The 25438-nt window shown below is 61.2% G+C and carries 26 protein-coding genes; 17 read left to right on the forward strand and 9 right to left on the reverse strand.

What is annotated here, in order from left to right; all coding sequences use genetic code 11:
• Together fliS and fliT are read left to right on the forward strand one after the other, a co-directional pair.
• Entirely contained in the window at window positions 1–402 is a 402-nt protein-coding gene (gene fliS, locus EIEH_RS06020) for a flagellar export chaperone FliS (RefSeq protein WP_015871701.1), read from the forward strand.
• 10 nt (window positions 403–412) lie between these two features.
• On the forward strand, window positions 413–775 hold the full coding sequence (gene fliT / locus EIEH_RS06025) for a flagella biosynthesis regulatory protein FliT (protein ID WP_015871702.1): 363 nt from the start codon (window positions 413–415) through the stop codon (window positions 773–775).
• Window positions 776–1080: 305 nt separating this feature from the next.
• Here the strand turns inward: fliT and EIEH_RS06030 are convergent, their stop codons facing one another.
• Entirely contained in the window at window positions 1081–1377 is a 297-nt protein-coding gene (locus EIEH_RS06030) for a hypothetical protein (RefSeq protein ID WP_015871704.1), read from the reverse strand.
• A gap of 418 nt (window positions 1378–1795) precedes the next feature.
• Window positions 1796–2110, reverse strand: a complete 315-nt coding sequence (gene fliE / locus EIEH_RS06035) for a flagellar hook-basal body complex protein FliE (RefSeq protein ID WP_015871705.1) — start codon at window positions 2108–2110, stop codon at window positions 1796–1798.
• A 252-nt stretch (window positions 2111–2362) separates the two neighbouring features.
• Here fliE and fliF point away from each other — a divergent pair, with 252 nt between their 5' ends.
• The 13 genes from fliF (at window position 2363) to fliR (ending at window position 13243) form a co-directional block, all read left to right on the forward strand.
• Window positions 2363–4072: a flagellar basal-body MS-ring/collar protein FliF gene (gene fliF, locus EIEH_RS06040; protein ID WP_015871707.1), complete on the forward strand. Its 1710-nt coding sequence runs from the start codon at window positions 2363–2365 to the stop codon at window positions 4070–4072.
• Window positions 4069–5061 carry a flagellar motor switch protein FliG gene (gene fliG / locus EIEH_RS06045; protein WP_015871708.1) on the forward strand — a complete coding sequence of 331 codons (993 nt, stop codon included), beginning with the start codon at window positions 4069–4071 and terminating at the stop codon, window positions 5059–5061. The genes fliF and fliG overlap by 4 nt, the downstream gene beginning before the upstream one ends.
• A complete protein-coding gene (gene fliH / locus EIEH_RS06050; protein WP_015871709.1) occupies window positions 5054–5809 on the forward strand; it encodes a flagellar assembly protein FliH in 756 nt (251 codons plus the stop codon). Before fliG ends, fliH begins: the two co-directional genes overlap by 8 nt.
• Window positions 5806–7164, forward strand: coding sequence for a flagellar protein export ATPase FliI (gene fliI, locus EIEH_RS06055; RefSeq protein ID WP_015871710.1), 1359 nt, complete (start codon window positions 5806–5808; stop codon window positions 7162–7164). The genes fliH and fliI overlap by 4 nt, the downstream gene beginning before the upstream one ends.
• Window positions 7165–7193: 29 nt before the next feature.
• Window positions 7194–7634 (forward strand): flagellar export protein FliJ, encoded by a 441-nt coding sequence (fliJ, locus tag EIEH_RS06060; RefSeq protein ID WP_015871711.1) that lies wholly within the window; start codon window positions 7194–7196, stop codon window positions 7632–7634.
• Entirely contained in the window at window positions 7631–8845 is a 1215-nt protein-coding gene (locus EIEH_RS06065; RefSeq protein WP_015871712.1) for a flagellar hook-length control protein FliK, read from the forward strand. Before fliJ ends, EIEH_RS06065 begins: the two co-directional genes overlap by 4 nt.
• A 150-nt stretch (window positions 8846–8995) precedes the next feature.
• Window positions 8996–9475 carry a flagellar basal body-associated protein FliL gene (fliL, locus tag EIEH_RS06070; RefSeq protein WP_015871713.1) on the forward strand — a complete coding sequence of 160 codons (480 nt, stop codon included), beginning with the start codon at window positions 8996–8998 and terminating at the stop codon, window positions 9473–9475.
• Window positions 9476–9480: 5 nt separating this feature from the next.
• Window positions 9481–10494, forward strand: a complete 1014-nt coding sequence (gene fliM, locus EIEH_RS06075) for a flagellar motor switch protein FliM (RefSeq protein ID WP_015871714.1) — start codon at window positions 9481–9483, stop codon at window positions 10492–10494.
• A complete protein-coding gene (gene fliN, locus EIEH_RS06080; protein WP_015871715.1) occupies window positions 10487–10900 on the forward strand; it encodes a flagellar motor switch protein FliN in 414 nt (137 codons plus the stop codon). Before fliM ends, fliN begins: the two co-directional genes overlap by 8 nt.
• A gap of 1 nt (window position 10901) precedes the next feature.
• The gene (gene fliO, locus EIEH_RS06085; protein ID WP_015871716.1) at window positions 10902–11297 is read left to right on the forward strand and encodes a flagellar biosynthetic protein FliO; all 396 of its coding nucleotides are present in this window, start codon (window positions 10902–10904) and stop codon (window positions 11295–11297) included.
• On the forward strand, window positions 11297–12037 hold the full coding sequence (fliP, locus tag EIEH_RS06090; RefSeq protein ID WP_015871717.1) for a flagellar type III secretion system pore protein FliP: 741 nt from the start codon (window positions 11297–11299) through the stop codon (window positions 12035–12037). The genes fliO and fliP overlap by 1 nt, the downstream gene beginning before the upstream one ends.
• Before the next feature lie 148 nt (window positions 12038–12185).
• Window positions 12186–12455 (forward strand): flagellar biosynthesis protein FliQ, encoded by a 270-nt coding sequence (gene fliQ, locus EIEH_RS06095; RefSeq protein WP_015871718.1) that lies wholly within the window; start codon window positions 12186–12188, stop codon window positions 12453–12455.
• A gap of 2 nt (window positions 12456–12457) precedes the next feature.
• Window positions 12458–13243, forward strand: coding sequence for a flagellar biosynthetic protein FliR (gene fliR, locus EIEH_RS06100; RefSeq protein WP_015871719.1), 786 nt, complete (start codon window positions 12458–12460; stop codon window positions 13241–13243).
• Window positions 13244–13324: 81 nt separating this feature from the next.
• Here fliR and EIEH_RS06105 read toward each other — a convergent pair whose 3' ends face one another.
• From EIEH_RS06105 to cmoM, 7 genes are all read right to left on the reverse strand, one after another.
• Window positions 13325–13972, reverse strand: a complete 648-nt coding sequence (locus tag EIEH_RS06105) for an MBL fold metallo-hydrolase (protein ID WP_015871720.1) — start codon at window positions 13970–13972, stop codon at window positions 13325–13327.
• 81 nt (window positions 13973–14053) lie between these two features.
• Window positions 14054–14602 (reverse strand): peptidoglycan L,D-endopeptidase MepK, encoded by a 549-nt coding sequence (gene mepK, locus EIEH_RS06110; RefSeq protein WP_015871721.1) that lies wholly within the window; start codon window positions 14600–14602, stop codon window positions 14054–14056.
• Window positions 14603–14877: 275 nt separating this feature from the next.
• A complete protein-coding gene (ldtD, locus tag EIEH_RS06115) occupies window positions 14878–16512 on the reverse strand; it encodes a L,D-transpeptidase (protein ID WP_015871722.1) in 1635 nt (544 codons plus the stop codon).
• A gap of 400 nt (window positions 16513–16912) precedes the next feature.
• Window positions 16913–21370, reverse strand: coding sequence for a chromosome partition protein MukB (mukB, locus tag EIEH_RS06120; protein WP_015871723.1), 4458 nt, complete (start codon window positions 21368–21370; stop codon window positions 16913–16915).
• Window positions 21367–22092 carry a chromosome partition protein MukE gene (mukE, locus tag EIEH_RS06125; protein ID WP_035609032.1) on the reverse strand — a complete coding sequence of 242 codons (726 nt, stop codon included), beginning with the start codon at window positions 22090–22092 and terminating at the stop codon, window positions 21367–21369. Before mukE ends, mukB begins: the two co-directional genes overlap by 4 nt.
• The gene (gene mukF / locus EIEH_RS06130) at window positions 22073–23395 is read right to left on the reverse strand and encodes a chromosome partition protein MukF (RefSeq protein WP_015871725.1); all 1323 of its coding nucleotides are present in this window, start codon (window positions 23393–23395) and stop codon (window positions 22073–22075) included. The genes mukE and mukF overlap by 20 nt, the downstream gene beginning before the upstream one ends.
• Window positions 23392–24177, reverse strand: a complete 786-nt coding sequence (cmoM, locus tag EIEH_RS06135; protein WP_015871726.1) for a tRNA uridine 5-oxyacetic acid(34) methyltransferase CmoM — start codon at window positions 24175–24177, stop codon at window positions 23392–23394. Before cmoM ends, mukF begins: the two co-directional genes overlap by 4 nt.
• 181 nt (window positions 24178–24358) lie before the next feature.
• On the opposite strand from cmoM, the gene elyC reads away from it, so the two are divergent.
• The gene (gene elyC / locus EIEH_RS06140; RefSeq protein WP_015871727.1) at window positions 24359–25156 is read left to right on the forward strand and encodes an envelope biogenesis factor ElyC; all 798 of its coding nucleotides are present in this window, start codon (window positions 24359–24361) and stop codon (window positions 25154–25156) included.
• Window positions 25153–25437, forward strand: coding sequence for a hypothetical protein (locus tag EIEH_RS06145; protein ID WP_015871728.1), 285 nt, complete (start codon window positions 25153–25155; stop codon window positions 25435–25437). The genes elyC and EIEH_RS06145 overlap by 4 nt, the downstream gene beginning before the upstream one ends.
• Window position 25438 lies beyond the last annotated feature (1 nt).

A 25438-nucleotide genomic window follows, 5' to 3' on the forward strand; every position in this document is an offset into this window, starting at 1 on the left:
ATGTACAACACCAGGGGTACACAGGCCTATGCACAGGTCGGACTGGAAAGCGCTGTCATGAGCGCCAGTCCGCACCAACTGATCGTAATGTTGTTCGACGGGGCGCACAGCGCCCTGGTTCGTGCGGCGCTGCATATTGATGCCGGGCAGATTGCCCTGAAGGGGCAGGCTCTCAGCAAAGCTATCAACATTATTGATAATGGCCTGAAAACCGGGCTGGATCTGGAAAAGGGAGGCGAGCTGGCGCAAAACCTGTATGCGCTGTACGACTATATGGTCCGCAGTCTGCTGCAGGCCAATCTGCACAACGATGCGCAGGCCGTGCGCCACGTTACGGAATTACTCGATAACATTGCCGATGCCTGGCGCCAGATAGGCCCGAATTCGCAAATCACCCAGTAGGGGAAATACTATGTATGGACTACCGCCGCTACTCCAGGCTTACCATCAGGTTCTGGTCTTAAGCGAGCGTATGCGCGATTTGGCACAGCGCGACGAGTGGGAAGCGTTGATTGCGCTGGAAGTGGAGTACCTGACGGCGGTGTCACACACGGCCAGTATAATGTCACAGCCCGAAACAGCCACAACACTGCAGGATGAGCTACGCCAGATGCTTAAACAGATCCTGTACAACGAAACCCACGTTAAACAACGGCTCCAGGCTCGAATGGATGAGCTGCGCCAGCTGATCGGTAATGGTAGCCGTCAGCAGGCGCTAAGCCACGCCTATGGGCAGTTCACGGGCGGGATCCTGTTGCCCGGTGAACAGCTATAATCATTCGCCGGATATCACTGCCTCTGGCTAATCTTTTTTATTTGCCCGCTGGCGTCCCACATTGTCATGACATTCGACCACGACAATACGTGGTACGCCGGGCGTCACTCCCCTTCCCACACCTTTTACGCCAGCCATAAAAAAACCGCGCCAAAAAGCGCGGGGAGTGAAAACAACAGTACAGTAGACTGTTAAAAACAATGTGAGCGGGTAGCCATGAGCAATCGGCATCAACTATCACGACAGTGATAGCCCTATTGCATTTACCGTCAGCTCACCAGCGACGGATTACACAGAAAATAAGATTATTTTTTCACCACGACCTGTGCCCGCACCGCCTGATAAACGCACAGGTAGGCCGCCCGCGTCAACCCCGTTGCGCTCGGCTTCAGCGGGCCGACCTCATGGGCACGATCAAAGCCGTGTCTGCGGCAATAGGCCAATGCATCGGCCTGCATTGCGGCCCGATCGACAATCCCGGGATCGAAGCGATAGACCAGCGAATGCGATACCGGGTCCTCCTCACTGCGGACAAAATGCCCCGGCGCGCTGCTGCAGGCGCTCAATAATAGCAGCGGCGCGAATAGGCCGAGCCAACGCATAATACTCTCCTTACGGGATATATCGGATCGCGCGGCGACGTAGTTCCCCGCGCTCGTGTAACTGGATGGTGCTACAATGGCGCCGCTATCGGTAGCCACTCAGCGCGTATTCGACGACAGACTACAGCGTATTGCCGGCATCAGTGTAACGCAGGGATTATCGGAAAGTGAACCTCCGGCGTTACACCAAGAGTATGGCGTGATCACGCCACTCCCACAGTCGCGGGAGTGGCGTCAGGTGGGTCCAGGTTATTGGTATTGGCTGTGCATCCCCTGGGGAAGTCAAGGATACGATAGCACCATGCGGCAACGTCACTGGACGCCGCCGGCATCATGGGCGTGCCACCGTTCCCCCATCCACGCCACAAATATTGAAGTAAAACAGGTCATATATTTATATTTCAGCTAAATATCTTAGCTACACCTGCATATTCATAATGTCCTGATAGGCGGCAACCAGACGATTGCGCACCTGAACCCCCATCTGCAGGGAAACACTGGACTTCTGCATATCCAGCATCACGTCGTTCAGCGCCACGCCGGGAACCCCCATCTCAAACTGCTGGGCCTGCAGACGGGCATGGTTCTGATTGTCGCTGATACGGTCGATGGCCGCCTTCAGCTCGGAGGAAAACGTCCCCTGCGCCACCCCATCCTGCGGGGTACCGTTGGCGGCGGAAAGCGCGGTGGCCTGAAGCTGCTGTAAAACGTTCTCGATGCCGGTGACTGCCACGAAAGGCTCCTTAATGATTGAACACTACCGATTGCATGACAACCTACCATAAGGCGTGAAACCCAAAGCGGGTAAATAACGCTAAAAATGTCCCTTTCTCCCGCCATCGATTTTGCCGCGTGCGCCAATAATAAAGTGCCTGCTTTTGCAGGTTTTCCGCGATTCGCATTGCCGCGTCAGGGAGTCTGATTTGTTACACATCCATTCATACCGGCCTCAAGTCCGGACGCAACTGAACAATAAGGTAAGCCCATGAACGCTTCAGCCACCGGTACCGCTGGCACCGCAGCAAAAAGCGCTGAGAATAGTATTAAAGCCATACTGGAGCGCGTACGGGCCAATCCCAAAATTCCCTTACTGTTGGCCAGCGCCGTCGCCATCGCCATCGTGGTTGTTTTGGCGCTTTGGGCGCGCGCGCCCGATTATCGGGTACTGTACAGCAACATTAGCGATCGCGACGGCGGCGCTATTGTCACACAGCTGACACAGATGAATATCCCCTATCGCTTTGCCAATAACGGCACCACGCTGATGGTGCCAGCCTCAGACGTGTATGCAACACGCCTGAAACTGGCCCAGCAGGGGCTGCCAAGAGGCGGGGCCGTCGGCTTTGAGCTGCTCGACCAGGAGAAATTTGGTATCAGCCAGTTCAGTGAACAGGTGAACTACCAGCGGGCTCTGGAAGGCGAACTGGCCAGAACCATCGAAACACTCGGACCGGTCGTCAGCGCCCGCGTGCTGCTGGCCGAACCCAAACCCTCTCTGTTTGTGCGTGAGCAGAAGCAACCCTCCGCTTCCGTGACCCTGACCCTGGAGCCGGGACGCGTATTGGATGACGGCCAAATCAACGCCATTGTCTATATGGTCTCCAGTAGTGTCGCCGGATTACCCCCGGGCAATGTCACCGTCGTCGACCAGTACGGCCATCTGCTGAGCCAGCCTGATGGTACCGGGCGTGATCTGAATGCCGCTCAGCTGAAATTTACCGCAGAGGTGGAGAGCCGCTTACAACGCCGCATTGAAACCATTCTGCAACCGATGCTCGGCAACGGTAACGTACATGCGCAGGTCACCGCTCAGCTGGACTTCGCCAGCCGCGAGCAGACCGACGAAGAGTACACGCCGAATCAGCCACCGAATCAGGCCGCGGTACGCAGCAAACAGATCAATCAGAGCGATCAGTCTGGCGGTCTGCAAAGCGGCGGGGTCCCGGGTGCGCTGTCCAATGAACCGGCGCCTGCCCCCACCGGCCACATCAACGGTAAGCCACGCAGTGCCCAGGGTGGCAACGGTGCAGCCAACCGCAGCAATGCCGTCAGTAACAACGGTCGCCAGAGCAGCCGTAGTGAGAACTTCCGCCGTGATGAGACCATCAACTATGAGGTGGATAGAACCATTCGTCACACCAAGGCACGCGCCGGCACCATCGAGCGTCTTTCCGTTGCCGTTGTTGTCAATTATGCCAGCGACACCAAGGGTAAAGAGGTCGCCCTCAGCCAGCAGAAGATGGACCAGATCAATAATCTGGTACGTGAAGCCATGGGCTTCTCCCAAAGCCGTGGCGATACCCTCAGCGTCGTCAACACGCCATTTAACAGCGTGGAAGATAATGGCGGTGAACTGCCCTTCTGGCAGAAGCAAGCCTTTATCGATTTGCTGACTACCCTGGGACGCTATCTGCTGGTCGCCCTGGTCGCCTGGCTGCTGTGGCGCAAGCTGGTTAAACCGCTGCTGACCAAACAGCAGCAGGCTGCCGCTGCCGCGCAGCAACGCGCCGACACCCCGCCGCTATCGGCGCAGCCGTCCAAGCAGCTGAGCAATGAGGAGCTGCAGCAGCGTCGTAAGCTGCAGCAGCGCAGCACCGCCGAAGCGCAGACCGAGCGCGTACGCGAAATGGCCGAACAGGATCCGCGCGTCGTGGCGCTGGTGATCCGCCAATGGATGAGCACAGAACAACAATGAGCCTGACTGCAACCGAAAAAAGCGCGGTACTTTTGATGACCATCGGCGAAGACCGCGCCGCCGAAGTGTTTAAACACCTCTCTAACCGGGAGGTACAACAACTCAGTACCACCATGGCTGGCATGCGTCAGGTCTCCCATCAGCAGCTGGCCGAGGTATTGGGCGAGTTTCAGGATGAGGCGGAGCAATTCGCCGCCCTGAGCGTCAATGCCAGCGACTACCTGCGTTCGGTGCTGGTCAAGGCCTTGGGCGAGGAGCGCGCCGCCAGCCTGCTGGAGGATATTCTGGAGTCGCGCGATACCGCCAACGGTATCGAAACCCTCAACTTTATGGAGCCGCAGGCGGCCGCGGATATCATCCGCGAAGAGCATCCGCAGATCATCGCCACTATCCTGGTGCACCTGAAGCGTGCCCAGGCGGCCGATATTCTGGCGCAGTTCGATGAACGCCAGCGCAACGACGTCATGCTGCGTATCGCCACCTTCGGTGGCGTGCAGCCGACGGCCCTGCAGGAGCTGACCGACGTGCTGAATAACCTGCTCGACGGCCAGAATCTCAAGCGCAGCAAGCTGGGCGGTGTCCGCACTGCGGCCGAGATAATCAACCTGATGAAGAGCCAGCAGGAGGAGTCGGTCATCGAGGCCATGCGCACTCACGACAGCGAGCTGGCGCAGAAGATCATCGACGAGATGTTCCTGTTCGAAAACCTGGTGGACGTCGACGATCGCAGTATCCAGCGAATTCTGCAGGAGGTCGAGAACGAGTCGCTGCTGATCGCCCTGAAGGGCGCGGACGAAGCGCTGCGCGAGAAGTTTATGCGCAATATGTCTCAGCGCGCGGCCGATATCCTGCGCGACGACCTGGCGACCCGCGGTCCGGTACGCCTGTCGCTGGTCGAGGCGGAGCAGAAGTCTATCCTGCTGATCGTCCGTCGTCTGGCAGAAACCGGCGAGATCGTGATTGGCGCCGGCGAGGATACCTATGTCTAACTCTCCGTTCCGTAAACCGGTGCTGCCCAAGGGCAGCCCCGAAGCCAGCGATCCGCGCTGGAAACGCTGGAAAATGCATGACTTCGCCGCACCGCGCCGACCGCTGCGTCCACGTATCGAGGCGGACGAGCAGAGCAGCAGCGCCGCCAGCAGCGCCGCTGCCCAGGCTGCGGCCCAAGAGGCCGAAGCTGAGCGTCTGCGTCACGACGCCCAGCAACAGGGGCTGCAGATCGGCCTGCAGCAGGGGGAAAAACAGGGCTACGACGTCGGCTTCCAGCAGGGACTGACAGAGGGGCGCACCCAGGGGATGCAACAGGCGATGGCCGAGCAGCAGCCGATGCTGGATACCTGGCGTACCCTGTCAGCCGAATTTCAGCGCTCCCTCAACTCCCTCGATAGCGTCATTGCGGCACGCCTGATGCAACTGGCGCTGACTGCCGCCAAGCAGATCATCGGACAGACTCCACTGTGCGACGCCAGTGGGGTACTGCAGCAAATTCAGCAGCTGATCCACCAGGATCCACTGTTCAGCGGCAGTCTGCAGTTGCGTGTCAACCCACAGGATTTACCGCTGGTCCAACAGCATCTGGGGGTACAGCTTGAGCAACAGGGCTGGAAGCTGCTGGCCGATACCCAGCTGCACCGCGGCGGCTGTAAGCTCAGTGCCGAAGGCGGTGAGCTGGATGCCAGCATCGCCACCCGCTGGCAGGAGCTGTGCAAGCTGGCCGCACCGGAGCTGCCGCTATGAGCAGTCGGCTTGACACCTGGCTTGGTGCGCTGGCCAGCCTTGAGCGCCGTATCCCTACTCTGCCGGAGGCGCGCCGCTACGGTAAGCTGACCCGCGCCACCGGCCTGGTACTGGAAGCGACCGGTCTGCAGCTGCCGATCGGTGCCACCTGCCGCGTCGAGCGTCACGACGGCCACCAGGTGCTGGACGTGGAGGCCGAGGTGGTCGGCTTTAACGGTCGCCAATTATTCCTGATGCCGCTGGAAGAGGTCGAGGGCATTGTGCCCGGCGCCCGCGTCTGGGCTCCAGCCGCCGCCTTAAACAGCGGCAAACAGCTTCCCCTGGGCCCCGCCCTGCTGGGCCGCGTGCTCGACGGCAGCGCCCGTCCCCTCGATGGCCTGCCGCCACCCGATGAAAGCGACCACGGCGGGCTGAGCAGTCAACCCTTCAACCCTTTGCAGCGAACGCCGATAACCCAGGTGCTGGACGTCGGCGTACGCGCCATTAACGCCCTGCTGACGGTGGGTCGCGGCCAGCGCATGGGGCTGTTTGCCGGCTCCGGGGTCGGCAAGAGCGTACTGCTCGGGATGATGGCGCGCTACACCCAGGCCGATGTTATCGTCGTCGGTCTGATCGGCGAACGCGGCCGAGAGGTCAAAGACTTTATTGAGAACATCCTCGGCGATGAGGGGCGTCAGCGCTCTGTGGTGATCGCCGCCCCTGCGGATGTCTCACCGCTGCTGCGTATGCAGGGCGCCGCCTACGCCACCCGTATCGCCGAAGACTTCCGCGATCGGGGCCAGCACGTGCTGCTGATCATGGACTCCCTGACCCGCTACGCCATGGCTCAGCGTGAAATCGCGCTGGCTATCGGTGAACCCCCGGCCACCAAAGGCTATCCCCCGTCGGTCTTCGCCAAGCTGCCCGCTCTGGTGGAGCGCGCCGGTAACGGGATCAGCGGCGGTGGCTCCATCACCGCATTTTATACCGTGCTTACCGAGGGCGACGATCAGCAGGATCCCATCGCCGACTCGGCGCGCGCTATCCTGGATGGGCACGTGGTGCTGTCGCGCCGCCTGGCGGAGGCCGGTCACTACCCGGCCATCGATATCGAGGCCTCCATCAGCCGCGCCATGACCTCATTGATCGATGAGGCACACTATGCGCGGGTGCGCAGCTTCAAACAGCTGCTCTCCAGCTATCAGCGTAACCGGGATCTGATCAGCGTCGGCGCCTACGCGCGCGGCAGCGATCCACTGCTGGATCAGGCCATCGCGCTCTATCCACAGCTTGAGGCATTTCTGCAACAGGGCATTTTTGAGCGCAGCGACTATCAACAGTCCTGTACGGCGCTGCAGACGCTGTTCAGCACATAGCCATCGCCAAGGCATAAGGGGAGGTTGACATGTCATCAGCATTAAATACCCTACGCGAACTGGCACAGCAGGATGTCGATCAGGCAACCCGGGCACTGGGCCATGCCCGTCAGGCCTGTCAGCAGGCCCAGCAGCAGCTGGAGATGCTACTGAACTATCAGGACGAGTATCGCAGGCGCCTTAATCAGGGGATGAGCGGCGGTATCGCCGCGGCCAGCTGGTACAACTACCAACAGTTTATCCTGACGCTGGAGCAGGCCATCGATCAGCACCGGGCACAGTTGGCCCAGTGCCACTCCCGCCTGGAACAGGCAACCCACAGCTGGCAGCAGAAACAGCAACGCCTGAGCGCTTTCAGCGCCCTGCATGAGCGCGCCGAGCTACAGCGCCAGATAGTACTGAATAAACAGGATCAAAAACGGATGGATGAGTACGCCCAGCGTGCCAGCCAAAGGAGAGAAAAATCATGACAACGCCCGTTGCCATCACGCTTAATACCGCCTCCGCATCGACGGACAGCCCGGCGGCGGACGCCGGCGATGGCTTCCCGTTTGCCGACATTCTGGCGCTGATCAGCCAACCGGGCAGCAAGCAGGCGCTGATCCGGGCACTGCAGCAGCCGGAAGGCCAGATACCGACCGGGCCGCACAGCGCTCTGCTCAGCCGACTGTCGCAGATGAGCGCAACGCAGCGTCAGGCGCTGTTGGCCAGCCTGGAGAATCAGCACGGTCTGCAGCTTGACCCGGCAGAAATTGTCGCGTCGTCGCGCCAGCCCCCGGCGCTGACGACGTCGGATCACCCTCAGAAAATCACGCCGGAAAGTCCCGACGTGACGACCCAGCAGGCGATCGCCGCCCTGCTGGCCATGCTGCCGCCACGCGCCGACGGATCTTCCCAGACCTTTACGCCGGGCATCACGCACGCAGGTGACGGTGACGGCCTGATGCATCTGATCTCCCCGCACCGGGGGGCACCGGAGAGCTCACTGGCCTCGCTGCTGGGCAGCGGTCACCCTGACACGCCCAATGCGCTACCCACCACGCCGGGGATCAATACGCTGGATACTGCCAGCTCACTGGTCAGTCTGGATACCCAGGAGAGCCGGAGTCTACCGCATGACCTCCAGCCGGGCCACAGTGCGCAGGCCATTACGCCGACCGCCCTGCACGCCGTGCCGATGTCGGCGATTCCCCAGGTCAACGCAACGCCACTGGCCTCTGCCGCCACGACCAGCGCTCCGCTGCTCAACGCCCCCCTCGGCAGCGGTGAGTGGCAGCAGGCGCTGGGACAACAGGTACTGATGTTTGCCCGCAACGGCCAGCATCAGGCCGAGCTGCGCCTGCATCCGCAGGATCTCGGTGCCGTCCAGATCACTCTGCGCCTGGACGATAATCAGGCGCAGCTGCATATGGCCGCCGCGCACAGCCAGGTCCGTGCCGCCTTGGAGGCCGCGCTGCCGCACCTGCGTACAGCGCTGGCGGAAAGCGGCATTCAGCTGGGACAGAGCAGCATCGGCAGCCAGGCCCAATCCCAGTGGGGCAACGGCCAACAGCAGGGGCAGGCCCCACATCCGGACGCCACGCCGTTTATCGTGGCCGACAATACGATCCCGACGCCGCTGGAGTCGGTTGTACCGACCACAGTACGCCGCCATCTGGGCGCCGTCGATATCAGCGTTTAGCGCGCCTGACAGAAACAGAACGGGGCAATCGCCCGATTAGCCCCGTTTTTTGACGTTATTCCCGCCATTGTTCCGGCCTGACGGCAGGGATAATAGCTTCAGCGAATTTCCACGTGCTTTGCGCACACAGCTACAGGAATCATCCCCCTTATGTCTGATATGTCACTCCCTAACCGCTCCGCTAAACGGCGCAAATGGGTATTGATCCTGTTGGTGCTTTTTGCCGCGCTGGCCGCCGGCGGCTGCTACTTCGGTTGGCACTATTATCAACAGACACAGCAGCATACCGCCAAGCAGGCACCGATTCCCCAGCCGGTCTTTATGGCGCTGGAGCCGTTTACGGTCAGCCTGATGAGTAACAATGACGACAGCGACCAGGTCCTGTATGTCGGCATTACCCTGCGTCTGCCTGATGAGGGCACCCGTAAGCGTCTAAACGACTATCTGCCCGAGGTACGTAGCCGTCTGTTAATGCTGCTCTCCCGCCAGCAGGCTGCAACACTGGCCACCGAGCAGGGTAAAAAAGCGTTGATGGACGAAATTAAATCCACCCTGCGCGCGCCGGTCGTCAGCGGCCAGCCGCCACAGATCGTCAATGACGTTATGTTCACAGCGTTCATCCTGCGGTAACCGTTATGTCCGATAGCATTCTGTCTCAAGCCGAAATAGACGCGCTGCTCAATGGCGATAGCGATGCCGCGCCCAGCGAGCAGCATGCGTCACTGGAAACCCACGACGGCGAAGTCCGTCCCTACGATCCCACCACCCAGCGACGCGTCGTGCGCGAACGTCTGCAGGCGCTGGAGATCATCAACGAGCGTTTCGCCCGTCAGTTCCGCATGGGGCTGTTTAACCTGCTGCGACGCAGCCCAGATATCACGGTAGGCGCGGTACGTATTCAGCCCTACCATGAGTTTGCCCGTAACCTACCGGTGCCGACCAACCTCAACCTGGTACACCTGAAGCCACTGCGCGGCACCGCGCTGATGGTCTTCGAACCCAGCCTGGTATTTATGGCGGTCGATAACCTGTTCGGCGGCGATGGCCGCTTCCCCACCAAGGTGGACGGACGTGAGTTTACTCACACCGAACAGCGGGTTATCCAGAGCATGCTGCGACTGGCGCTGGACGCCTATCGCGATGCCTGGAGCGCCATCTTCAAGCTGGACATCGAATATGTCCGCTCAGAGATCCAGGTAAAATTTACCAATATCACCACCTCTCCTAACGATATCGTGGTCACGACACCCTTTACCGTTGAGGTCGGAGCACTGAGTGGGGAGTTCAATATCTGCATCCCCTTCTCAATGATCGAACCGCTGCGCGAGCTGCTGGTCAACCCGCCGCTGGAGAACTCCAAACAGGAGGATCAGCACTGGCGCGATACCCTTAGCAAGCAGGTACAACACTCCGAGCTGGAGCTGGTGGCCGATTTTGTCGACATTCCGCTGCGTCTGTCCGACGTCCTTAAGCTGCAGATCGGCGACGTATTGCCCATCGACCGGCCCGATCGACTGGTAGCCAACGTAGACGGTGTGCCGGTGTTAACCTGCCAATATGGCTGCTATCACGGCCAGTATGCACTGCGCGTAGAAAAAATGATTAACCCTATTTTAGATGCGACTTCGCGAGGAAATTCCGATGAGTGACGCCAACAAGCCGTCAGCTGACGCTCAGGATGACGCCGCCGACCTGTGGGCGGAAGCAATGGGAGAACAACAGACCGCCGCTCAGAATAACGGCGATATTTTTCAAAATCTGGACGAAACGCCGACGCTGAGCGTCGGCAGTGGTCAGGATATCGATCTGATCATGGATATCCCGGTCAAGCTGACCGTGGAGCTGGGTCGTACCAAGATGACCATCAAGGAGCTGCTGCGTCTGTCACAAGGATCCGTGGTGGCACTGGATGGCCTGGCCGGAGAGCCGCTGGATGTGCTGATCAACGGCTATCTGATAGCCCAGGGTGAGGTGGTGGTGGTCAACGATAAATTCGGCGTCCGCATTACCGATATTATCACCCCGTCAGAACGCATGCGTCGTCTGAGCCGCTGATATGTCAAGCGTCGTCGCGGCGATCCCCGCCCCCCCCGCTCTGCCAACAGAAAGCGTGCTAACCCAGGTGGGCGGTACGCTGGGCGGCATTCTGCTGCTGATCCTGGCGCTGGCCTGGCTGGTCAAGCGTCTGGGATTCGCCGCCCGTCCACGCGGTGAGCGACTGCTCAACGTCCGCGCCAGCTGCAGCCTGGGACAGCGTGAGCGGCTGGTGGTGGTCGAAGTGGACAACCAGTGTCTGGTGCTTGGCGTCACGGCCCAGAGCATTACACATCTACATACCTTTGATGTGCCAGCAACAGCAGAACATGATGCGGCCGGGCAACCGACCTCATTTCAGCACCTGCTACGCCAGGCTGCACGTCACCGGTTTGGCCGAAGTAAAGAGAACTCCTGATGCGGCGTATTCTGCGTTACACCCTGCTGTCGGGGCTGCTGCTGTGTGCGCCGGCGGCGCTGGCCCAGCTGCCCGGCATTATCAGCCAACCGCTGGCGCACGGCGGGCAGAGCTGGTCCCTGCCGGTCCAGACGTTGGTTTTCCTGACCTCGCTCAGCTTCCTGCCGGCCGCGCTGCTGCTGATGACCAGCTTTACCCGGATCATCATCGTTCTCGGCCTGCTGCGCAACGCGCTGGGTACCCCCTCTGCGCCACCGAACCAGGTGCTGCTGGGACTCGCGCTGTTCTTAACCTTTTTTATCATGTCGCCGGTGCTCGATAAGATCTACCAGGAAGCCTATCAGCCATTCAGCGAACAGAAAATCAGCATGGAGACCGCTCTGGATCGCGGCGCCAAACCGCTGCGGGCCTTTATGCTGCGTCAAACCCGTGAAACCGATCTGGCGCTGTTCTCCCGCCTGGCGAAACAGCCAGAGATGCAGGGGCCGGAAGATGTACCGATGCGGATTCTGCTGCCAGCCTACGTCACCAGCGAGCTGAAAACAGCATTCCAGATCGGCTTTACCGTCTTTATTCCATTTTTGATCATCGACCTGGTCGTCGCCAGCGTATTGATGGCGCTGGGGATGATGATGGTACCGCCGGCCACCATCTCACTACCGTTTAAACTGATGCTGTTTGTTCTGGTGGACGGCTGGCAACTGCTGCTCGGCTCGCTGGCGCAAAGTTTCTACACCTAACGCCCCATCGCATTAGACGATTTATCCGTCGCCCTGCCCCGATAGGCATCCTGCGTACACCGTATCGATCGCGGTATCGCCGTCCACATCGGGGTCGCGCCGCTTTAACAATCACGCCTACTGGGATAGGTGTTACGAGGAGGATGCCATGACGCCGGAATCGGTAATGGCCCTGGGATATCAGGCAATGAAAGTGGGACTGGCACTGGCCACCCCGCTGCTGCTGGCCTCGCTGATCAGCGGTCTGCTGATCAGCCTGCTGCAGGCTGCGACCCAAATCAACGAAATGACCCTGTCGTTTATTCCCAAAATTCTGGCCGTCTTCGCAACCCTGGTCGTCGCCGGCCCCTGGATGCTCAGCCTGCTGCTGGACTATATGCGCACCCTATTCAGCAGTCTGCCTACCCTGACCGGCTAGCTATGATCACCTTCGATCCCGCCCAGCTCACGCTCTGGCTGGGGCAGTTTTTCTGGCCCTTCATCCGCCTGCTGGCGCTGTACAGTACCGCACCGATGCTGGGCGAGAAAGTGATACCGCGCAAGGTCCGTATCGCCCTGGCCGCGCTGACGGCTTTTCTGCTGGCCCCTCAGCTACCGCCAACGGACATTACGCTGGCCAGCGACGGGGCACTGTGGCTGGCTATCCAGCAGATCCTGATCGGCTGTGCCATCGGCCTGACCATGCAGCTCGCCTTTGCCGCCGTTCGTCTGGCCGGTGAGGTAATCGGCATGCAGATGGGGCTGTCGTTTGCCACCTTCTTTGATCCCTCCGGCGGCCCCAATATGCCGGTTCTGGCGCGACTGCTTAATCTGTTGGCCCTGCTGCTGTTTCTCTGCGCCAACGGCCACCTGTGGACCATCTCCCTACTGGCCGACAGCTTCCACACGCTGCCCCTGTCGACACACCCGCTGAACGGCAACGGGTTCCTGGCCCTGGCCCAGAGCGGCAAACTGATCTTCCTCAGCGGCATGATGCTGGCTCTGCCGCTGATCACCCTGCTGCTGACCCTCAACATCGCGTTGGGGCTGCTCAACCGCATGACGCCACAGCTATCCATCTTCGTCATCGGCTTTCCGCTGACCCTCACCATCGGTATGATGACCCTCAGCATGCTGATGCCAATGCTGGCGCCCTTCGTCGACCACCTGATGCAGACCCTGTTTGACCGTCTTACGGTGATCTTGGGCGGTATGCAGATGATCTAATGCGCCCGCGGCCAGAAGATCAAAAAAGACGCGCTAAGGCGTCTTGCGGTTCATTGAGGAAAGCGGCGCCAACCCACGCCGCTACCAGTTTTCCAGCTCGTCGCGTACGTAAGGGTTGCTGCGCCGCTCTTCGCCGATGGTCGACATGGGGCCGTGGCCGGGGATAAACGCCACGTCATCACCCAGGGTGAACAGGCGGGTCCAGATACTGTTGAGCAGGTCACGGTGGTTGCCGCCGGCAAAATCACTGCGCCCGATGCTGCCGCGAAACAGCACATCCCCCACCTGCGCCAGACGCGCCCTCTCGCAGAAGTAAACGACGTGGCCCGGCGTATGTCCCGGACAGTGCAGCACCGTCAGTTGCTCCTCGCCCACCGCCAGCGTGTCGCCCTGCTGCAGCCAGCGGGTCGGCATAAACGGCTGACAGTCGGTAAAGCCAAACATATCGGCCTGCTGCGGCAGCTGATCCAGCCAGTATTTGTCCTCCTGCTGCGGGCCATAGATGGGCACCGACAGGGTCTGCGCCAGACGCGCCGCCGCGCCAACGTGGTCGATGTGGCCGTGAGTCAGCAGGATTTGTGTCACCTTCAGATCCCGGGCGCCGATCTCCCGCAGGATCTTGGCACTCTCACCGCCGGGATCGACTATCGCCGCTTCCCGTGTCGTCTCACACCACAGCAGGGTGCAGTTTTGCTGAAAAGCGGTAACCGGAATGATGTGGTATTTCATGGTACTCTCCGCGCATAAAAATGCCGGCTCACGGCCGGCAGTCGCCTTTACCAGACTCCATCATACGCATCCGCGCGACGATCACCAACTTCTCACCGGCCCGGTATCAATATGAACAAAATTACTGCGCGGATAATAACCTACGCCGCCGACGCGCATACGCATCGCCGCCTTACGCACATTAGCCAGCGTCACGCCATCGATGTGGAAATCCATCGCCTGCCCCTTGGTATGGAAGCTCTGCTTGGCTACGCCGCGGCTGCGCCCGCGCAGCTCACTGTTGGTATGGGGCGAGCGATAGCCGGACACCAGCTGAATCGGCTTCTTACTGCCCAGCATCACCTGAAGGCGGAAGATATGATCAAACAGACGCGGATCGATCCGCTTAACCAGATTGGCGCGATAGTCGCGGAAAAAGTGATTTAGACGCGCCAACTCCTCAGGAATATAGGCGCGGCCATCAAAAAACTCGGCGCGTAGGCGCTCACCGGTATTTAAGTTATTGAACACCAGCACCCGCGGGCGCGGCGTAGAGAGGGTCGCCTGAGCAACGCCTGGCAGCAGGGCAAATCCAACTGCCGCACCACCGAGCGCCAGCCATTTACGGCGCTGAAAATCTATCGGTTCCATGAGCAAATATAACCCGGCCAAAAAGTGTCTGAATAACACGCCCAAAGCGCGCAGATTGGAGCCAGTGCGACCCCCTGTTATCCCGCGTCCAGCACCGCCGGACCGATCGTGGTTATAATAGCACGAAAAGCACTTGCGCGGCGCCTTACTCAGTGCACCTTAACCGCCCCATACGGCGACGTCAACCCGCCCTGCGCCCCCCGGCGCGGACCATTACAAAAATTGCCCTGCCACCACTGGTGCCGCTGACCGCCGCACGATGGGATAACCGCCCGCTACAGATGGAAAAGCTGACGCGCCTGCGCCACGCTGCGGCTACCGTTGCGGGCCAGCTGATCATAATTGTAAATATCTGTGCGGAACTGGGGCTCTCCACCGTCGCTGACCCAGACGGTCTGATAATAGAGCCGCACCGGAATGCGCTGCCGGATAGGGACATACTGCGTATTGCCTGCCTGCAGTGCGGAGGCAACCCGCTCAGGGCTCCACCCGGCGTCAGCCAGCAGCATATCCGCCAGCGTCGATGCCTTATTGATGCGGACGCAGCCGGAGCTGAGCGCGCGGATATCCTGATTGAACAGCGCATGGTTCGGTGTATCGTGCAGGTAGATGGCGTCCTGGCTCGGCATATTAAATTTGAAGCGCCCCAGCGAGTTGCCCGCCCCCGGCGCCTGGCGTACCCGATAAGGGAAGTTGCGCGCCGACACGCTGCTCCAGTCGAGCATATAGGGATTTATCACCTGGACATCACCGCTCCAGCCGGAGAGCAGCGTATAACCGTGGCGCTCAAAATAGCCGGGATCGCGCATGGCCTTGGGGACGATATCCTCACGTACCAGCTTCGTCGGCACATTCCACGGCGGATTGACCACCACGTTGTTCAGCTCACTGTTCATCAGCGGCGTCTTACGCGCCGGACGCCCGACGATCACCCGGGAAGAGAGCACATCCTTACCTTCTCGGAAGTAAGTCATTGAGTAATTTGGGATATTTACCATGATCCCGGTGTACACCGAAGCGGGCAACAGACGCAGGCGCTGAATATTCAGCGCCAGCAGAGAGGCTCGCATCGACGGCGTGACGTTCAGCCAGGCATAGGTGCGCGGCCCGATCACCCCATCCGGCGTCAGGCCCTGGCCGCTCTGAAAACGCTTCACCGCCGCCACCAGCGCCGGCGTATAGACATTGCCGTCACCCTCATCTGTCGCCGGCAGTGCGCCGCTGCGCAGCAGTATCTCGCGCAGCGGTGCGACAGCTGGGCTGCTGTCGCCCGGGCGCAGCGTCGGCCCACCGGGCATCTGCGGCCAGGGCGTCGTATCAGCCAACAGCCTCTCCAACGCCGAGCGCATCGCCAAATACTGGGGGTTAGAAGGCGCCAGCGAACGGATAAAGACCGTCAGCTTCCCCTGGCGCAGCGCCCGCTGCCAGTTATCGACCAGCCCGACGGGCGGGGCTGCGAGCGTATAGCTCTTATTACCGTACAGCCAGGCATCACCGTTGGCCGTCACGCCGGCCACATACTGCAGGTAGCCCATCATGGCGTCAGACAACAGGATATCCCGCGCCATGCCGTGAAGGCGGGGATCCGTCAGCGCATCGGCCCAGCGGGCAAACTGCGGCTGTACGCCGGACAGCGCCAGCTCCGCCAGCTGCTGCTGGAAGTCCCGCACCACCTCGCTGTCCTGCCACATCGGCTGCTCACTGTGGGCCGCGTACATCACCGCCAGCTCATGGCCATAGCGTAGCGTGATCCCCGGCGGCAGCTGCGCCTGCAGCACCGACACGGCGGGCGCTGCCTCCGCATGCAGCGGCGCCGTTTGTGCCAGCGCCGGTGTACCCCAAGGCGCCAGCGTTACCGCCAGCAGCGTGCCGGCCATACGCCGGCGAAAACCGAATTTAGCGCTCAGCATGACTCCTTGCTCCCTCTTCGCCCACAGCGATACTGTCGGGCACCTAATGCAAATTATACAGAATAAACCGCCGATTGGCGGCCTCGCTACGGTAACAAGCTACGCTACCGCCCTGTGCGCCATCGTCATTCCGATCCGCTCACGCCCACGCCACAGACATAGGTAACATGACTATGTTGCTATTTTTCCAAAAAAAAGACGAGGGAAAAAGCATCGCAGACAAATATTTATGTCACTTTATGACATAATGCTAGCAGCAGATAACCCAACGCCAGCGAACATTCACGCCTTCAGATACTTCCCGTATTGCCACCGTTCAGCGGCCAAAAAGATCACGGCCCGCACAAAGCGGGCCGTCGGGGTGCCGTCAGACGACGACGCGGTGTGCCAAGGTGCTCCCTCAGGCCGGAGTATCCTCCAGCGGCTGCGCCATGTGCTCCTCCTCCGCCGCGGCGCTAAAGCCGCGCAGCCCCACCACATGCACGTGTTCGATATGGTTGAACACCTTACGCACCAGTTTATAGGTGGTGCCTTTTTCCGGGCTGATATTCTCGGGCGCGGCGATGATCAGCTGCATCTCCAGCCGCTCACACAGTTCGAACAGCGTCGCGATAGACTTGGCGTCAAGGCGCGCCGCCTCATCCAGGAACAGCAGTCGGCAGGGGGAGATATCCTTACCGCGCAGGCGGCGTGACTCCTCCTCCCAGCTCTGCACCACCATTACCAGGATCGACATCCCGGTACCGATCGCCTCGCCGGTTGACAACGCACCGCTCTCCGCACGCAGCCAGCCGTCCGATCCACGGTTCACCTCCACCTCCATCTCCAGATAGCTGCGGTAGTCCAGCAGCTCCTCACCGATGGTCTGCGGAGTACGCTGTCCCATATCGATCTGCGGATTCAGGCGCTGATACAGCTTGGCCAGCGCCTCTGAGAAGGTCAGGCGGTTGCTGTTGAACAGATCCTGATGCTGCTCCTGCTGCTCGGAAAGCACGTTCAGCAGCATGGCGTGGCTGTCGCGTACATTCACGTTCAGGCGTACGCTGTTGACCTGGCCAAAGGCCACCGACTGCAGCCCTTGGTTCAGCATGCGGATACGGTTCTGCTCGCGCTGAATGGTCTTGCGGATGATGTTCGCCACGCTGCGGGCACTGATGGCCAGCTTCTGTTCACGCGCCGTCAGCTCCTCCGTCAGACGCGCCAGTTCGATCTCCATCTGCTCAATGGCATCGATAGGATCGTCGCTGCGGATAATATCCTGGCGGATACGTTCCCGCAGATGCTGATAGACCGCCACATAGAACTGTACCTTGCGCTCGGGACGCTTCGGGTCCTCCGACAGGCGCAGCACGTCGCGCAGATGCTCGTTATCCGCCACCGCAAGACGTAGGGCGCCCAGCGCCTTATCCGACATGGAGCGCAGCTCGTCTGCATCCATATAGGCCAGCTCTCGCCGGTGCAGACGGCGCTCGACGCCGTTATCCCTCACCAAACGCATCACCGCACACCAGCCCGCCTTGGCCTGGGTCACCTGGGTTCGCATCAGATGGTAATCGCGCTCGGCCTTACGCAGTCGCTTGATCAGCGACTCCATCTCCGCCTCGCAGATGGTGATCTGCTTCTCCAACTGATTGCGCCGGCTGCGGTTTTCACTCAGGGCGGCGTGTAGCTCATCGCGGCGCGTACGGGCCCGCGCCTCGGCGCTCGCATCCGCCACTACGCCGATATCCTGCATCTCCTGCTGCAGCTCCTGCAGCATGTCACGCTTGGCATCGAAGGCGCTCTTCAGAGACGCCAGCACCTGATTGTACTGGGCCAGCTGAGCCTGATGCTGACGCAGCTGCTCGCGGCTGCGGCTGCGATCGGCCTCGGCGTGCTCCAAACGCTGACGCAGACGCTCGTTGAGGTCAGCGTTTTCGCCCAGCATCCCCACCGCATCGCTATAGCTGAAATGGGCACGACGCTGCGCCACCTCGGTCAGGGCAAAGGCCTGCTGCTTGGTCAGACGCTGACGCTGCAGCGCCTGTTGATAATCCTGCTGCAGCTGCTCATGCTGCTGCGGATCACTCTGCAGCACGCCGATCACCGGCTCCAGCGCCGCCAGCGTGGCGCCGTGCTGCTGCAGATAGCGCGCCGCATCGCGGGCCTGCTCCAGTTCCTCACGCAGTTCGTCGACCCGATCGGGCAGCGTTTCATCCGCCAGCAGCCCCACCTGGGGTACCAGGCGATTCAGCAGCCCGGCCAGCTCGCGCGCCTGCTGCAACTGCTGACGCTGCTGCTGGGTCTGGGCGTCCTGGCCGGTGAACTCGCGCTCAATCTCACCCCGGCGCTGCTGTAGCTGGCGCAGCTCCTGCTCCGGATCGTTATCAAATACCACCGCCAGATGGCTGCCGATAAAGCGGCTGAAGGCGTGGTGCAGACGCTGGATCTTTTGTACGTCGAACGACAGGGTGGCATAACGCTCCGCCAGCGCCTCGCGCTCGGTGTACAGCGTCTCCAGACGGCTCTCGCGCGCCGCACGGCCAAACAGCGGCAGCGATGGGAAACGGGAGTAGCGCCACTGGCGATCGGCGATCTTCACCACCACCGCCTTCTCCAGCTCCTCAACGGCAAAAACGCTGTCGTCGAAGGACTGCGGATCCCCCTCGATCAGGTAGAGATCTTCCGGGCACTCCTCCAGCCCCGCCAGCTGCGCGCGCACCGCGGCCAGATCCGGCACCACGATGGCGTGGCGCGACGGCCCATACAGCGCCGAGAAGTAGGGCGCATCGTCCAGCGTGACATCGTCGTAGATCTCTGACAGCAGCACACCGCCAAAGCGCTCTGCCAGCGCGATCAGCCGGGCATCCTCGGCACCGCCGGGCTGGCTCAGGCGCTCGATCTCCCGCTCCAGTGCCCCCTTGCGGGCGGCGATCTCGTCGCGTTCGACGGTGTACTCGCGCTCACGCTCCAGCAACTGCTGCATCTGGTCGGTCACTGCACGGCTCTCCTCCAGCGTTTCGCCGCACTGAGACTCCAGGGCATTCAGCGCCTCCTGAGCGGCGATCCACGCCGGCGCCCGCGCGCTCAGCGTGCCGACCCGCCCGGCGATCTGCTCCAGCTCCTGACGCAACGCCATGCTGCGCTCACCGGCGTCGGCCGCCTGCTGGGTCAGGGTATCGATCTGCGCCTCCAGTTCGGCCTGCAGGGCGTCCAACTGCTGCGCGTCACAGTCGCGCCCGCTGCGCTTAACGCACTCCTGCAGCAGCCGCTCGGCATCCTGCTGGGCATTCAGCCGCTGCTCCAGCTCGGCCAGGCGGGCGCCGATGGGCGCAACGCGCTGGGCCTGATGCTGTAGCGCTGGCCACTCGCGCAGCAGCGCGCGCCCGGCCTGCCAGGCGTCGCTGCGGCTGACCTCGCCCACCACCCGGGCCACCAGGCGGTAGGCCTCCTCAAACTGGCTGTGTGCCGCGTTGGCCACGCTCAGCTTCTGCTCCAGCTGCAGCAGCAGCTCGGTCGCCTCTTCTTCCCGGGCGCGAAAGTCCTCCAGCCAGCTTTCCACGTCGTCGGCGCTCAGCGCCGGCAGCGTGCACAGCGTCTGCGCCCGCGCCAGCGCCTGCAGCGCCTGCTGATACTGGATAGCCCGCGTCTGCTGTACGTCCAGCGCCTGCTGGTAGTCGGCCAGCTGGCTCTTCAGCTCATCGACCTCCGCCTCCGCTGCCTCGCTGCGCTCCTGACAGGACTCATACTGTTCCTGCGCTTCGGCCGCCACCTCGCTCTGCTCATCCAGACGGTAGCTTAGCTCCTCCAGATCGCCCTGATAGCGTTCGATCTTCTCCCGCTGACGCAGCGCGGTCTGCACCAGATTCAGGTGGTCGCTGGCCGCCTGGTAATCGGTTTCCAAATCCGCTTCGGCGCCGTTCTGCTCCTCCAGCTCACGCGCCATCTCCACGTGGCGATACTGCTCGCTCAGCAGCTGTCGCCGCCCGCCGAGCAGTTCGCGACGCAGCTGCAGCGCCTGATCCAGATGGCTGCGCCGCTCGTTGGCATGACGCATATAGTCCGCCGAAACATAGGCGGTGGCCTCGCTGATCAGGTGTTTAAACAGATCGCGGTCGGACTGGGTTACCCGAATCGCCTCCAGCGTCATGCGGTTCTCGCGCAGCGCTGCCTCCATGTCCTGGAACGCCTTACGCACCCCGCCGTTCTCCGGCAACAGATAGTCGCGCAGCGAACGGGTGATCGCGCTGGAGATGCCGCCGTACAGCGAGGCCTCAATCAGCCGGTAGAATTTGCTGCGATCCGCCGCTGAACGCAGGCGGCGCGGCACCACGCCCAGATCGAACATCAGCGCATGGTAGTCGGTAATCGAGTTGAACTGCTTGAACTGCACCCCGTCGATCGCCTCTACCCGCTCCTTCAGTTCGGGCAGCGCCAGCACCCGCGCCTGACGGCCATCGACTGTCTCGGTCAGCAGCTGGGTCGGCTGATACGCCGTCGGCAGCCCCTGAATGGCGAAGGGCTTGATATCCACCTTGCGATCGCGGCCAGCCACCTGCTGCAGGCGCACCCCAACCAGCACCCGCTGGTGACGGGAGTTCACCACGTCCAGCGCGGCATAGCACACCCCGGGGCGCAGCTTGCCATGCAGGCCCTTATCGCGTGACCCGCTGGTGGCGCCAGCCTCGGTGGTGTTGCGGAAATGCAGCAGGGTCAGATCCGGGATCAGGGCGGTCACAAAGGCCGCCATGGTGGTGGACTTTCCCGCCCCATTGCCGCCGGAGAGGGTGGTCACCAGCTCGTCCAAATCGAAGGTCCGGGCAAAGAAGCCGTTCCAGTTAACCAGGGTCAGCGAGCGAAACTTACCGCGTTCAATCATTCCTGTTCATCCTCTGCATCCTCGGATTCTTGTTCCGCCTGCGCGTCGTCCGCCGCGCCGTCATTGAGCGCCAGCGATGGCTCCAGCGTGACCGCCTCGCCATCGCGGATCAGGCGCATCTGGGCATCGCGCACATCGTCGCCGGCACGTACGTCGGCGCCGAAGCGGAACACCGCCTCGGTAATGCGGAACCTGGCGCTGTCGCTACCGATAAAGAACACCATTCCCAGCCGGCGCAGGCGGTTCAGCGAGGTGCGCAGCTTCTCCTGTAGCTTCTGACGGTCCAGATCAGAGCCGGTCGAGCGCTGGTTAACCAGCCTGAGCAACTTGCTCTCATCGGTCAGGGTCAGCAGCTCGTCATACAGCTCCTGCTGACTGAAGATCCCCTCATGGGCCAGCCGCTCCGGGCTGAGGTAGAGATAACAGAGGATCTTGCCCACCAGCATGTCCAGCTCAGACAGCACCGAGCGGGGGATCAGGGTCGTGGAGCGGGGACGCAGATAGAAGAAGCCCTCCGGCGCACGGATCAGCTCGACATTATAGCGCCCATAAAACAGCTCCAGCTCCTCCTGAAAATCCATCAGGAAAGCGTGATTGTCCAGATCGTCGATGCCGATATGACGCCCGGCGCGCAACTGGCTGTCCAGCGCGGGAAACAGCGGATTAAACACCGCCTGTGCCAGCTTGGCCGGCATAGTATTTTCAGTATTTGTCGATGACATGGGCCTGCACCTTGGCTCCGTACTCATTGATCGCCTGCCACTGGGCCTGCAATCCGTTAAAATCTGCTTCGGCTACACCCAGGCGTACCGCCTGGTCAACCAAAATTCTTGCCATGTCAAAATGGCGCTGGCGCGGATAGCGCGCCAGGTATTCGCGCAGTACCCGCCCCAGATCCAGCGGCCGCTGCTCCTGGCGGTAGACCTGCAGCTCCTGCTCGATCAGCGCCGCCAGCCGCTCACGCAGCTCGGAATACTCCTCAAACTCCAAATCGGGCGGCAGTTCGCCGGTCACCTCGGCATTGAGCAGCATCAGCTCTTCGTCGCGCATATCCAGCAACCGCTCGGCGTTGGCGTAGGTCAGCGCCCAGGGCGCCTCCAGATACCCCTGTACCGACTGGCGCAGGCGCTGGGCGAAGACCCGGTTCTTATCCATATCGATGGCGGTACGGATAAATTTGTGTACGTGGCGGTCATAGCCGATCCACAGATCGATCGCCTGCTGTCCCCAGCTGATAATACGATCCAGCTTGGCCTGCAGGTCGAACACCAACTTATCGACAAAGCCCAGCGCCTCCTGCCCCAGGGTCGCATCCTGGATGCGCAGCAGGTTGGCCTGCAGCTTATCCCCCGCCGCCTCCAGGGTATCCTGCAATTCGCGCAGGGTACCGGAGGTTTCCGACAGCAACAGCTCACAGCTGGAGATCGCCGCCCGCCAATCCTGGGTGAGCAGCCCGGCGATATCACGCTTAACCCCCTGCTGCTGCTCATCCATCAGCCGCTGGGTCAGATCGATGCTGTCAAAGATCTCCGCCACCGAATATTTCAGCGGCGCAAACACGTTGCGCTGCCAGTGAAACTCATCGCCGCCCTCTTCTGCCGCGTCCCCCGCCGCACGCAGCTCCTGGGCCACGATAGAGAGCTGCATCGACAGACGCAGGGTAGAAAACTCGCGCTGACGGATATAGTAATCGGAAATACTGATCCCCAGCGGAGTCAGGCGATAGATGGCGTTCCCCTCCGCCAGCTCGCTGGTAAAGCGGTTAAGCAGGCGCTGCTTAACCAGATCGTTAATCGCATTGTTGGCGCGCTGGGCGACGGTTTCGTGCGTCTGTTCAAATGTCTTGCTGACATGACGGAATACGTCGACCAGATCCCCCTCGCTCATTTCACCGTCCAAACGCTCACCGTTAAGGGTAGCGATAGCCAGCAGAAAGGCCAGTCGCTCGGTCGGCAGCGTTAAGGCGAAATCATTTTTGCGCGCCCAGGCAACCAGCTCTGGTACTGTCTGGGAAAAATCGCTCATAATGGATCCCTCATGTCACCTTTGTGCGCCATCACGTGGATATAGCGCCCCAAACTTACAAAGGGCTCCTGACGACAATAGCGCTGCTCCAGCGCCAGCAGATCGTCAAAGGCCCCGATTTGTTGTGTCTTATCCCGCAGATAATCATGGAATACCCGCACCCCGGTCTTACCGCTGATGGTCAGTCCCAGCTGCTCCAACCAGCCATACACCTGTACGGGATCCAGCGGATGGTCGGGCGAGAGCGAACGTCGCTTGCGCTTTGGCATGCCGAGCTTCACATATTCCATATTCCCCACCAGGGTATTCAGCATCAGCAACCCATTGTAGTTATAGAACATCAGCGACAGCGCGCCGCCTGGCGCCAGGCATTTCTCCAGCGCTGCCAACACCGCCTGTGGCTGTGCCACCCACTCCAGGACAGCGTGAAACAATACCAGATCCACCGGCTCGGCCAAATGGCGATGCATCTCCTGCGCCGGACTTTGTACCAATTCCATGCGCGCGCTAACACCCTGCTCCTCGGCGTGCTGCGCCGCACGCTGCAACATCTGCGCCGAAATATCGCACAGGATCACCCGGTGACCACGCGCCGCCAGCTGACAGGCGATCTGCCCCTGCCCACCACCGGCATCCAGGATGCGCAGCGGACGCTGCGGTAAACCGGCCAGCAGGGTTTCCAAATCCTGCCACAGAACCGCCTGACGGATACGCCCCTTGGTGGTGCCATAAATATTACGCGCAAACTTCTCCGCGATATCGTCAAAATTACGATCCTGCATACTCCCCACTCCGCACGCCGGGTGACTTAGGCTGGTCAGCCCCCTTTGAGCCGCGCGGTCAGCCGCCGCACGAGGTCCAAAGGATCAAAGGTACATTTTGACACAGGCTATCGTAGAATGAATATTATCAGCCTGATATTCGACGCGAATGACGTTTTTTCATCCAAAAGAGACGGTTGTCATGCTATTTGAGCTCAAAAAATTTGTCGGTATGCTGCTATTACCGCTGCCGCTGCTCCTGTCGATCTGCGCTCTCGGCCTGGCGCTGCTCTGGTTCACTCGCCGTCAGCGCATAGGAAAAGTCCTCGTTTCGCTCGCTTGGCTGGGTATTCTCCTGCTGAGCATGCAACCGCTGGCCGATCGCCTGCTTGCCCCACTGGAGAATCGTTACCCTACCCTGAACGGCCCGCATCAGGCCCGCTATGTGGTGGTTCTCGGCGGCGGCTACACCTATAACCCGCAGTGGGCGCCCAGCTCCAACCTGATCGGCAACAGCCTGCCGCGGGTGACCGAGGGCATTCGCCAGCTCGCCCTGAACCCGCAGGCGCAGCTTATCTTTACCGGCGCAGCGGCGCAGGGGAACCCGCTCAGCAGCGCCGAGGTCGCGGCGCAGGTGGCGCGTTCGCTGGGCGTCGATGAACAGCGTATTATCGTTTTGGACAGTCCCCGGGATACCGGCCAGGAGGCGCGGGCCGTCGCAGGCGTCGTCGGTAACGCGCCGCTGATTCTGGTCACCTCGGCCAACCATATGCCGCGGGCGCTGGGCTTTTTCCATCATCAGGGGCTCGATCCGATTCCAGCACCGGCCAACCAGCTGGCGATCGCCAGCCCGCTCAATCCCTGGGAGCGCTGGCTCCCCTCTCCGCTCTACCTGGGGCACAGCGAACGCGCCGGGTATGAAACCCTGGGGCGCCTCTGGCAAGCTCTCACCGGACAGGGTCAGGATCGGCGCACGGCGGCACCGACGGAGGAGAAATGAACCTACGGATCTTAACGCGGCGGCGCGCCCGCCTCTACAGCCTGGCCATCGCACTGTTAACCTTTGAGGGACAGGTGCTGCTGTTCGACGCGCTCGCCAGGCCGCAGAACGCCGCGCTGAACGGCAGCCCGCTGGAAACCGTCAGCATGCTGGGGTTCTTTTTTGCCTGGACCACCGATCTGGGCACCACGACGGCGCTGCTGACCGCCACCGCCTGCCTGCTGCTGCTGCCGGCGACGACCTACCTGCTGTGCCGCCGCTGGCTGTGGCGCGCCCGCTAGG

It is taken from the genome of Edwardsiella ictaluri ATCC 33202, from assembly GCF_000264785.1.
In the GTDB taxonomy this organism is placed as follows: Bacteria; Pseudomonadota; Gammaproteobacteria; order Enterobacterales; family Enterobacteriaceae; genus Edwardsiella; species Edwardsiella ictaluri.

Bases quoted from the DNA above. Each gene is read 5' to 3' on its own strand.
- fliS (WP_015871701.1), top strand. From the start codon at position 1: ATGTACAACACCAGGGGTACACAGGCCTATGCACAGGTCGGACTGGAA.
- fliT (WP_015871702.1), top strand. From the start codon at position 413: ATGTATGGACTACCGCCGCTACTCCAGGCTTACCATCAGGTTCTGGTC.
- EIEH_RS06030 (WP_015871704.1), bottom strand. From the start codon at position 1,377: ATGCGTTGGCTCGGCCTATTCGCGCCGCTGCTATTATTGAGCGCCTGC.
- fliF (WP_015871707.1), top strand. From the start codon at position 2,363: ATGAACGCTTCAGCCACCGGTACCGCTGGCACCGCAGCAAAAAGCGCT.
- fliG (WP_015871708.1), top strand. From the start codon at position 4,069: ATGAGCCTGACTGCAACCGAAAAAAGCGCGGTACTTTTGATGACCATC.
- fliH (WP_015871709.1), top strand. From the start codon at position 5,054: ATGTCTAACTCTCCGTTCCGTAAACCGGTGCTGCCCAAGGGCAGCCCC.
- fliI (WP_015871710.1), top strand. From the start codon at position 5,806: ATGAGCAGTCGGCTTGACACCTGGCTTGGTGCGCTGGCCAGCCTTGAG.
- fliJ (WP_015871711.1), top strand. From the start codon at position 7,194: ATGTCATCAGCATTAAATACCCTACGCGAACTGGCACAGCAGGATGTC.
- EIEH_RS06065 (WP_015871712.1), top strand. From the start codon at position 7,631: ATGACAACGCCCGTTGCCATCACGCTTAATACCGCCTCCGCATCGACG.
- fliL (WP_015871713.1), top strand. From the start codon at position 8,996: ATGTCTGATATGTCACTCCCTAACCGCTCCGCTAAACGGCGCAAATGG.
- fliM (WP_015871714.1), top strand. From the start codon at position 9,481: ATGTCCGATAGCATTCTGTCTCAAGCCGAAATAGACGCGCTGCTCAAT.
- fliN (WP_015871715.1), top strand. From the start codon at position 10,487: ATGAGTGACGCCAACAAGCCGTCAGCTGACGCTCAGGATGACGCCGCC.
- fliO (WP_015871716.1), top strand. From the start codon at position 10,902: ATGTCAAGCGTCGTCGCGGCGATCCCCGCCCCCCCCGCTCTGCCAACA.
- fliP (WP_015871717.1), top strand. From the start codon at position 11,297: ATGCGGCGTATTCTGCGTTACACCCTGCTGTCGGGGCTGCTGCTGTGT.
- fliQ (WP_015871718.1), top strand. From the start codon at position 12,186: ATGACGCCGGAATCGGTAATGGCCCTGGGATATCAGGCAATGAAAGTG.
- fliR (WP_015871719.1), top strand. From the start codon at position 12,458: ATGATCACCTTCGATCCCGCCCAGCTCACGCTCTGGCTGGGGCAGTTT.
- EIEH_RS06105 (WP_015871720.1), bottom strand. From the start codon at position 13,972: ATGAAATACCACATCATTCCGGTTACCGCTTTTCAGCAAAACTGCACC.
- mepK (WP_015871721.1), bottom strand. From the start codon at position 14,602: ATGGAACCGATAGATTTTCAGCGCCGTAAATGGCTGGCGCTCGGTGGT.
- ldtD (WP_015871722.1), bottom strand. From the start codon at position 16,512: ATGCTGAGCGCTAAATTCGGTTTTCGCCGGCGTATGGCCGGCACGCTG.
- mukB (WP_015871723.1), bottom strand. From the start codon at position 21,370: ATGATTGAACGCGGTAAGTTTCGCTCGCTGACCCTGGTTAACTGGAAC.
- mukE (WP_035609032.1), bottom strand. From the start codon at position 22,092: ATGTCATCGACAAATACTGAAAATACTATGCCGGCCAAGCTGGCACAG.
- mukF (WP_015871725.1), bottom strand. From the start codon at position 23,395: ATGAGCGATTTTTCCCAGACAGTACCAGAGCTGGTTGCCTGGGCGCGC.
- cmoM (WP_015871726.1), bottom strand. From the start codon at position 24,177: ATGCAGGATCGTAATTTTGACGATATCGCGGAGAAGTTTGCGCGTAAT.
- elyC (WP_015871727.1), top strand. From the start codon at position 24,359: ATGCTATTTGAGCTCAAAAAATTTGTCGGTATGCTGCTATTACCGCTG.
- EIEH_RS06145 (WP_015871728.1), top strand. From the start codon at position 25,153: ATGAACCTACGGATCTTAACGCGGCGGCGCGCCCGCCTCTACAGCCTG.